This is a genomic window from Dapis purpurea BLCC-M126 (assembly GCF_050015975.1).
Taxonomy (GTDB): Bacteria; Cyanobacteriota; Cyanobacteriia; order Cyanobacteriales; family Microcoleaceae; genus Trichodesmium.
The window spans coordinates 1-10153 of record NZ_JBNHER010000017.1 but is presented as its reverse complement, the minus strand read 5'-3'; the positions used below and the strand labels follow the sequence as shown (position 1 = coordinate 10153).

Below are 10153 nucleotides of genomic sequence, written 5' to 3'. Positions count from 1 at the left end.
AAACGACCGCTTTTTCCCCTATCCAAGGGGAGGCTTTAAACCATAATTATTTAATAATTAATTATTAATAATTAATTATTCGGTAATACCCAATCTAGTTATTATTAAGTGAGTTAGTTAAAATATTAAAATTTAGCTATTTTGAATATTTTGATTTTTTTGACTCGGTAATTTAATAGATATTAAACAAATAACATGACAACAAATCAACAAATTAAACCCTTTTATTTCGATATTACAGATGATGAAATTCAATACTTCTTATCAGAATCAGAGAAAATTTTAAGGTCTGGAAAGTTGATTTTAGGAGAAAATACCACAGCATTTGAACAAGCATTTGCTGAATATGTGGGGACAAAGTATGCGATCGCTGTTAATAGTGGTTCCTCCGGATTAGAAATTATCTTACGCTTAAAAAAGGTTGAGGGAACAACTGTTTTAGTTCCTACCAATACTAACTTTGCCACTATTGCCATGGTGATTCGTGCTGGCGGAAAAGTGCAATACCTGGATATGGATGAACAAACATTTGCGCCTTCTTTGCAAATGGTACAAGAAGCGGTAGAAAAAGGTAAAAATCTTCCAGAGAAGATTTCTGGTGTATTGTGGGTTCATATTGGAGGTGTAATTTCTCCAGAATTTCCTCAAGTAGTGGAATATTGTCATCAGCAAGGGTTGTTTGTTTTGGAAGATACCGCCCATGCTCACGGTAGTAAAATAAATGGTGTAAGTGCTGGAAATTTAGGAGACGGTGCTGCTTTTTCATTTTTCCCCACTAAAGTTATGACAACTTGCGAGGGCGGAATGATAACTCTTAATGATGAGGAAGAAGACTATATTGCGCGATCGCTCAGAAATCAAGGAAAGCGAGGTATGGACTTTGGTGGTTTACATACAGACTTTGGGAATAGTATGCGCATCACGGAAATTAATGCTCTTCTTGGTAGAATTCATTTAGCAAAATTGCCAGAAATGTTGAATAAAAGGCAACGAGCTTATGAATTAATTACAGCACCTTTAAAAGAAGCTAGTCTATCTTTTGTTTCTACAGAAAAAATGGATGTAGCTAGTAATTATAAATTGATTGTTCATTTGCCAGAGGGAAAAAATGCTAAAGAGGTAAAAACAGCTTTAGCAGAAGAAGGAATATTTTTAGGAGGAACAGTTTATGAAATACCTTGTCATCAACAACCAGTTTTTCAAGGTATTTGTGAAGGTCAGAGTTTTCCTCTTGCCGAACGTTGGTGTCCGAATCACATTTGCCCACCTCTGACTTCTGGCATGACAGAAGAGGATGCTCGGCGAGTAGGAGAAGCTTTAGTTAGACATCTTAAATAGAATATTGGAGTAAGTTGTATGAGCAAATTAATATAATTTAGACACATTATTCTTTTGTGTCTATTAATATAGACACAACAATTGTCTATTTAAATTGGGGAAAGTTATGCGAATATTTGTTTTACTGTTTAATGCTCGAACTGAAAATGAGGGAATACATACAATTCAGATGGGCGATCGTAATAAGGTATTTATGTTTGAGTCTGAGGATGATGCAACCCGCTTTGGTATATTGCTAGAAGCTCAAGACTTTCCTACTCCCACAGTTGAAGAATTTGACCAAGAAGAAATTATAGAATTTTGTAAGGGTGTTGATTATGACTGGGAACTTGTGTCAGCAGGTGCTTTGACTATTCCACCAGAAAATAATGTAGAAAAGACTGATTGGCAATTAGAAGTAGACGAAACTTCTGAAAAAACCGAAACTGAATTAGATAAAATTAAGCGTCAATTGGAAGGTCTTTTGTAAGTAATTTTAGTTATCAGTTATTAGTTATCATTACCTCCGGGTTGAAATACTAAAGTTGATTTTTTTCATCCCCTATCTAAGGGGAGGCTTAAGACCTAATTTTTTTGTCAAAAGTTAAAAGTATTGTTGGGATTAATTAATCAAGGAGCTTGCAAAAACTAAACGATTTTTCTATATATGGGTTGATCCCTAGACTTTATCTAAGGTCTGCTCAAAAAGCTTTTGGTGAGGAGAAGCAAAAAATTATTATCTAGTTCATTTTTTACTCAAAAGTTGAAATGTACAGATAAAGTGACTATCCATATTATTGCTTTTAAGTTATGGATGCTTTTTTACTGTATATACAGAGATAATATTTCTTTTTCAAGTTTAATAAACATTGTTTGAATATTTTGTCAAGGTTTGGTATGAAAAATTTACAAGAACGAGGTCATTTGTTAACTGAACAGGTTAATCCTAATAGTCATAATCTCGATCAGTTAAGTTCTTTAGAGTTAGTAGACTTGTTTAATCAAGAGGATAGTCGAACTTTGGAGGCGATCGCCTCATCCCGTTTACAACTAGCTCAAGCAGTAGACATGACTACTGAGGCTTTAGGTCAAGGTGGTAAGTTGTTTTATGTGGGAGCTGGTACAAGTGGTCGTTTGGGGGTATTGGATGCGGCTGAATGTCCACCCACATTTTGTACGCTTCCAGATTTGGTACAAGGAATTATTGCTGGAGGTGCCGGCGCTTTAGTCCGCAGTTCCGAAGATTTGGAGGATAGCTGGGAAGATGGTAGTCAGGCGATCGCTTTGCGCCATATCACAAATTTAGATGTGATAGTTGGTATTACTGCTGGTGGTACAACTCCTTATGTTCATGGTGCTTTGGATGCAGCAAAGCAAAGGGGGGCAAAAACGATTTTTATAACTTGTGTTCCTGTAGAACAGTTTAAAGTAGAGGTAGATGTAGATATTAGGTTGTTAGTTGGTCCAGAACTATTGGCTGGTTCAACCCGTCTAAAGGCAGGAACAGTAACAAAAATGGCTTTGAATATCTTATCAACAGGAGTAATGGTGAGGTTAGGCAAAGTTTATGGTAATCGTATGATTGATGTAGCTGTAAAAAATAGTAAGTTACGCGATCGGGCCTTACGAATTATTGAGGATTTAACTGAGTTAAGTCGGGATGAAGCAGGGAAATTATTAAATAAAAGTGATGATTCAGTTAAGTTAGCACTTTTAATGCACTGGAGTAATTTAGAAAAAGAAGAAGGGAATAATATCTTATCCGAACAACAAGGTAATCTCAGGGCAGCATTGAACAAAGCCGGGATAACTAATAAGAAAGAATAACTTTTTTTCCTCAGATAATTAACAGTTTCCAATCAATCAAAATCTAGATATAATAAAGGTTTATCATACCTTGTCACGGAAGTCATGCCTTAAAATTTTATCAACTAGAAACTTTGACTCTATAGTAATTTCAGGGAATTATTTTATATCTAAATTTTGAAACTATTTATGACCAAAAAATCAGGTCTCAAGCCTCCCATTTTAAGGGAATGAAAAAAATAAACTTCAGTATTTCAAGTTTTTGGCTTAAACTAACGAGGTAAATATTTTTTGTTCCTACTCCATACTCCCTACTCTCTAATATGAAATACCTATCATTAATTGCTAGTTTATCAGTTACGATACTCATCAAGCTATGGGGTATTGATGCTATTTTACAAAAACCTGTTTTAGCAATAGCTACTTTCAGAAATATTAGTAGTAGCTGGAAAATTTCTCAAATGTACACACCTCCAGATCGAGGGGCACCTCCAACTACAACACCTACAGGAACTCGTGGTAGTTGTGCTTTGTCTAAAGAAAAAAATTTACTACTCCTAATACCAGAAAATAATATTGGATTGACATTATCTAAATATCCAACATTTTTTGTCTATATTCCCCCTTACAAAGATGCTCAGGAAGCAGAGTTTTTTATTACAGATGCAGAGAATAATAATATTTATAATCATCGTTTGCAGCTTCCGGAAAAATCAGGTATTATTAAGATTAAACTTCCCGAAAAAAAATCACCTCCTTTAGAAGTAGGAAAAGAGTATACTTGGGGAATACAAATATTTTGTCAACCTGATACAGGAGACCACAGTGGAGATGCTTTTAGTCGAGGTTTTATCGAACGTATTGAGCCTAATATATATCTGGTTGAGAAATTAAAAAAAGCAAAACCTCTAACTGTACCAAGTATTTACGCTTCCCAAGGAATTTGGTATGATGCTTTAGAAAGCATAGTAGAACTTCGTAGGTTAAATCTAAATAATCCTAAGTTAATACATGACTGGCAAGAATTATTTAATTCTGCTAATTCTCACGGTAAAGAAGAATTAATTCCAGCACCTATATTAGATTGTTGTGAAACAGAAGATTAAATCTGGCTCTATTCATTAATGGATGATAGATAACTACCTCTGGTTAAAACCGTTCTTGATTAAATATAAGGAAATATCCTAGCACTTTTCTCGCCTTGGTGATTGGATATGGCGTTTAGCGCTGGGCACAACGAGCGTTTTGCTAGCGTAAAGCTCTGCACTCTTCGGGAAACCTCGTCATCTTATCCTAACAGAATGCTACGCAAACCACCGCTTTTTACCCTATGGGGGGAGATATTTAATTAATAGACATCTCCAAAAATAAAAAATAAAATCAATTCAAGATATTAAATCAAAAATTTCATTCCATATTCCCTATTCCCTATTCCCTGACTTCTGCAAGAAGTCTAATAATTATTCAGTAAATTCCGATCGCTCAAAGCTAATAAAGTAATCAAAACAAGAAGTTTTTATACCAATTTGTTAAAGCTATCTACTAAGTTCATACCGATAAGTCGGCGTAGCTATCCCCCCAACCCCCCGATGCCTTGGGAACTTAAGAATTAAGATTCATGTCATAACTTTATTAAAATGGTATTATGTGCCAAAAAATAATTAAAAAGCTGGCTTGGAAATGGCGTGCCTTATTAATTACTGCTCCTAGTATTACGACTTTATTAATTGGGCTACATTTAACAGGTATATTACAACTATTTGAGTTAGCAGCATTCGATCAATTCATTAGATTTCGTCCCCAAAAACCAGTAGATCAAAGGATACTAATTGTAGGATTTACTGAATCAGATATACAAACTTTGGGGATGGCAATTTTATCAGATGAACTTCTTGCTCAGTTAATAGAAAACTTGAAAAAGCATCAGCCAGCAGCAATTGGTTTAGATATATATCGAGATTTACCAGAAGAACCAGGATATGAAAAATTAGTCAAAGTATTTGCATCTACACCAAATTTAATTGGTATTAGAAAGGTCGTTGGTAATCAAATCAATTCTCCTATTAATCCTCCACCAGTTTTAGATAAACTGAATCAAATTGCTGCTAATGATATGCCTATGGATGCTGATAGTAAAATTCGGCGTTTCTTTTTGTATTTGACAGATTCAGAGGGTAAAATAGTGCCTAGTTTAGGATTGAAATTAGCGACAATTTATCTGCAAAAATATAAAATATTTCCTCGATCTGCAGCAGTTAATCCTGAATATTTACAATTAGAAAAAGCTGTATTTATTCCTTTTGAAAATAATCATGGTGGTTATGTACAAACTAATGCTGAAGGATATCAAATAATTCTTAATTATCGCAGCCCAGAATATACATTTAAACAGGTTTCAGTGACTGATGTTTTAAACAATAAACTTACCCCTGAGCTGGTGCGGGATAAAATTATTTTAATCGGGTCAATGGCAGAAAGTAAAAATGATTTGTTTCTCACTCCTTACAGCAGTAAAATTATTGGGATTCCTGAAAAAATGTCAGGGGTAGAAATTCATGCCAACGTCACAAGTCTGATTATTAGTTCTGCTCTTGGTGAGATGAATCTTATTAAAATCTTGCCAGAATATTTAGAATGGCTATGGATTCTTTTATGGTCAACAGTAGGTGCAACTATTAGTTGGAAATGGCGCTATTCAGGAGGTTTTTCTCAATTTTCTGGTAAATCTATTATTACTTTATTTATTGCTAGTAGTGGGTTGGTTTGTATCAGTTACTATAGTTTTATCTGGGGTTGGTGGATTCCGATAATTTCCCCATTTTTAGCTATTTGGTTGTCGGCGATCGCTATTACGGCTTTTGTAGCTAAAACTGCTGGATATATTCGTGATGTTTTTAGTCGTTATTTGACTGATGAAGTGGTAGCTAATTTATTAGAAAATCCTGATGGATTAAAATTAGATTGTCAACGACGAAAGGTGACAATTTTGATGTCTGACTTAAGAGGTTTTTCTGCTATATCTGAAAGGTCCGAACCAGAAACAATTTTTGCTATGTTGAATATTTACCTGGGGGAAATGACAGAAGTAATTAATCAATATGGTGGTACTATTGATGAGTTTATTGGTGATGCAATTTTAGTTATTTTTGGCGCTCCTACTCAGAGAGAAGATGATGCAGAAAGAGCAGTTGCTTGTGCGGTGGCAATGCAGATGGCAATGCCTGGCGTGAATGCTAAATTAAAGGAATTAGGTTTACCAGAAATCCAGATGGGAGTTGGTATTAATACTGGAGAAGTTGTGGTTGGTAATATTGGTAGTAATAGGAGGTCTAAATATGGAGTTGTTGGTAGTAATATTAATTTAGCTTCTCGGATTGAGTCTTATACAGTGGGAGGTCAAATTCTGATTTCAGGAGATACTCTTGAAGAAGTCACTTCTATTGTCAAAATTGTGCAGCAAAAATCTGTGAAAATCAAAGGTTTTCCTGAAGCTATAACTATTTATCAAGTAGGAGCTATTTCGGGAAAATATAATTTGTTTCTACCTGTAAAGTCAGAATTATTTGTAGATTTATTAGAACCAGTTCCAATTCAGTTTGCAGTTATTGAGGGAAAGGAAGTTAGCGAAAAATTAATTTCAGGAAGTTTCGTTAAAGTATCTAGTAATTCTGCTGAAGTGAAATCTAATTATTTAGTAGATGTGATGAGTAACGTCCAGATTAATTTATTAACTAGAACTTGTCAAGAGGAAAAAATTGATTATATTTATGCCAAGGTAACAGGTGAAAAAGAAGATCGGAGTGGATTTTATATACATTTCACTGCTGTATCTCCAGAATTTGAAGAAATTTTGGAAACGTGGGTTACAGCCAATCTTTAGATGAGAATTTTGACTCTCTATATATTTTGAGGACGATTGAATAATTAGTAAAAATTAATGAATATTTACTTGAGAAACATAGATAAAATAGTAGTATAAAATTATTTATATATTTACTAATCGGCTATATTTCTCTTACCTTTTGCCTATCACTCTAAAATATTAAATTAATTTTGCCCAGGTACTTATATATGTATTTGTGGTGAGTAGCAAGAGGTTTCTTAGAACTAGAAGCCTTTGAAACCGAAAAATGTCTATTAGAAATAAAATTATTTATGGATATGCCCTCGCTTTAGGCATTGCTTTAGCAGGAACTATAACTGGCCTAGTTGTCGGCAACTATTATCAAAAGCAAGCCTTAGAGTCCCGAAAAATTGCTTCTGAAAAACGCAAACTACTGGGGACTTTACAAGTTGATATATTATACAATCGACCAGCAAAGCAACTATCTCCTCACCTGCAAGAGCCTGAAATTTTTCGTCAGGAAAGCAGCAAGCTGGTTAAACGGGTTCAGAAAATTTACAAACTCCTAGTTACTCACAATAAATCAGGAAAAGCTGCTACTCTAGAAGGCTTACAACCTCTGCTGAAAAAATATCAAGTTACCGTTGGGGAATTTTCTCAAAAAGCCCAAGAATTTGTCCAACAAGTCCAGCCCCTAACAATTAATCCACAAGAAGCAGCAAAAGCAGAAAAGTTGCTGGTTCAGTTGGTCAGGAGTCCTGAGTTTGTTGCCTTTATTGAATTTCCCGATCGTCTGGCGGATTTCTATGTCTTGACGGAAAAGCTTGAGGAAGAAGCTGAAATTGACTTGGAAAAAGCAGAAACCCTGCGTACCAAAATCATCTTGATAGGGCTGGGTCTTTCTGTGGCAATCTCTATCCTTCTGGCCTTTTACACTAGCCATTTGATCGCCACTCCCATTCAAACTTTGACTGAGATTGCCCAAAAGGTAACCCAACAATCAAATTTTGCTCTACAAGCTTCCATACAAACTAAAGATGATGTAGGGATGCTAGCTAATTCTTTCAACAAACTTATCCAACGGGTAAAAAGTTTATTAGAAGAACAACACGAATATACTGCCCAGCTAGAAGAGGCAAAAGAAGCTGCTGATGCTGCCAATCAAGCTAAAAGTGAGTTTTTAGCCAACATGAGCCATGAACTGCGTACACCCCTGAATGGAATTTTGGGATACACTCAAATCCTCTCAAGGACATCTCTCACTGAAGAACAGCAGAGAGGTATGGGTATTATATATCAGTCTGGTTTTCACCTGCTCACTCTCATTAACGATGTGCTCGACTTAGCTAAAATTGAAGCCCGTAAATTAGAACTTTACCCAAACCCTTGTTATCTTCCAGCCTTGCTTCAAGGGATAACTGAACTGTCTGGGATCAAAGCCGAATACAAGAGTTTGGATTTTATCTACCAACCCTCTGAAAATTTGCCGTCAGGTATCATTACTGATGAAAAACGGTTGCGTCAGGTATTGATCAACTTATTAGGTAATGCTATCAAGTTTACAGACAGGGGAAAAGTGACTTTTAATGTAATCTCCCAAGCAAATCAAGGGTCTTCAGTTAAACTACACTTCAAGATTACTGACACGGGAAGCGGTATTAGCCCCGAAAAGTTAGAGGCGATCTTTTTGCCCTTTGAACAAGTCGGTACATCCAAACGGCAACAAGAAGGAACAGGTTTAGGACTAGCCATCAGCCAGAAAATTGTGAAAATGATGGGTAGTTCTATTCAAGTTAGTAGCCAGCTAGATGTCGGCAGTGTTTTCGAGTTTGAGATAGAATGTTCTCTGGCAACAGATTGGGTTCAAGCAAATACCTTGACTAATTTAGGACAGATTATTGGTTATTCTGGTCGCCGACTCCAAATTTTGGTAGTGGACGACCGATGGGAAAACCGTTCTGTCTTAGTTAACCTTCTTCAACCCCTCGGTTTTCAGGTATCAGAAGCTAACAATGGAAAAGAAGCCTTAGAAAAATCCAATCAAGTCAATCCCGATCTGATTATTACTGACCTGAAAATGCCCATAATGGATGGTTGGACAATGCTTGATCAACTGCGCCATTCTAAGGTTTTTAAAGAGACAATTGTAATTGTTTCGTCTGCTAGTGTCTTTGAAGCAGACCGTCAAAAGAGCTTTGCTGCTGGCGGCAATGATTTTTTACCTAAACCTATAGAAGCTGAAGAACTTTATCGTATGCTAGTCCAACACTTAAACATTCAATGGATATATAAAGAGTTAGATAAAACATTGACCGAGGTTTCCGAGGCGATCCCTACCAATGAAGTGACTATTCCTACTATTGGTGAATTAACTATTCTGCTGGAACAATCAATGCAAGGTCAAATCAAAGCTATGCAGCAAGAACTAGAAAATTTATCACAGAAAGATGCACGGTATCTTCCCTTTATTGAGGAACTAAAACCCTTAATCCGTAGTTTTAAACTTAAAGAAGTTCGCCAATATTTGACTGAAACGATAGAACAAGCAAAAGAATCTAATGCTGTTTAACTAGCTATTAGCTATCAGATATCAGCTAGCTTCCTGTGTTGTAATATCATGTCCGGTTGAATAGTTATAAATAAATGAGGGAGGAGTCAGGAGTCAGGAGTCAGGAGTCAGGAGGGAAGAGAGCAGAAAGAAAGTATAAAAATAAGAAAGTTTTTTTTATCACTAATTATCCGGACATGATATAACTACGAAATTCAGCTATCAGCCTAAAAATTTGTGCATATAATTACGGTTTGTTGAACAAGTCTGATGAGTGAGGGGAGGAGTCAACCCACCCCTAAGCCCTCCCTGGAGGGGGATCAGGAGCTAGGATAAATGGGAATTATATATGAGGTAGTCGGAAAAATTTTCCCTTGATTTTTCTGCTATAATCATCCTAAAATACTAGCTTTTTGAGCTTTTTCTATAGACATCTCCGATAATTAAAAATCAAATCAATCCCATACGCAGAAATCATTAATTCTTTCTCCCTACTCCCTACTCCCTGTTTTTTATAGAGGTCTAATCGTTATATATAATTATTTAGTCGTCAGTTATTACCTGTTTATTTACTATAGCACTATTTCATTAATTGATAATTGATAATGGATAATTGATAATTACCTCGGGTTTTAACC

General features: G+C 35.6%; 6 protein-coding genes. All 6 read left to right on the top strand.

Features of this window, described 5'->3' with window-relative positions:
* Window positions 1–195: 195 nt before the first annotated feature.
* The 6 genes from ACP6PL_RS02860 (at window position 196) to ACP6PL_RS02835 (ending at window position 9536) form a co-directional block, all read left to right on the top strand.
* Window positions 196–1338, top strand: a complete 1143-nt coding sequence (locus ACP6PL_RS02860) for a DegT/DnrJ/EryC1/StrS family aminotransferase (RefSeq protein WP_426542334.1) — start codon at window positions 196–198, stop codon at window positions 1336–1338.
* A gap of 106 nt (window positions 1339–1444) precedes the next feature.
* Window positions 1445–1807, top strand: coding sequence for a DUF3110 domain-containing protein (locus ACP6PL_RS02855; RefSeq protein ID WP_426542332.1), 363 nt, complete (start codon window positions 1445–1447; stop codon window positions 1805–1807).
* Between the two features lie 407 nt (window positions 1808–2214).
* Entirely contained in the window at window positions 2215–3144 is a 930-nt protein-coding gene (gene murQ / locus ACP6PL_RS02850; protein WP_426542330.1) for an N-acetylmuramic acid 6-phosphate etherase, read from the top strand.
* Between the two features lie 302 nt (window positions 3145–3446).
* Window positions 3447–4229: a DUF928 domain-containing protein gene (locus tag ACP6PL_RS02845; RefSeq protein ID WP_426542328.1), complete on the top strand. Its 783-nt coding sequence runs from the start codon at window positions 3447–3449 to the stop codon at window positions 4227–4229.
* Window positions 4230–4768: 539 nt separating this feature from the next.
* Window positions 4769–7003, top strand: a complete 2235-nt coding sequence (locus tag ACP6PL_RS02840) for a CHASE2 domain-containing protein (protein WP_426542326.1) — start codon at window positions 4769–4771, stop codon at window positions 7001–7003.
* A gap of 250 nt (window positions 7004–7253) precedes the next feature.
* Window positions 7254–9536, top strand: coding sequence for an ATP-binding protein (locus ACP6PL_RS02835; RefSeq protein ID WP_426542324.1), 2283 nt, complete (start codon window positions 7254–7256; stop codon window positions 9534–9536).
* Window positions 9537–10153: the final 617 nt, after the last annotated feature.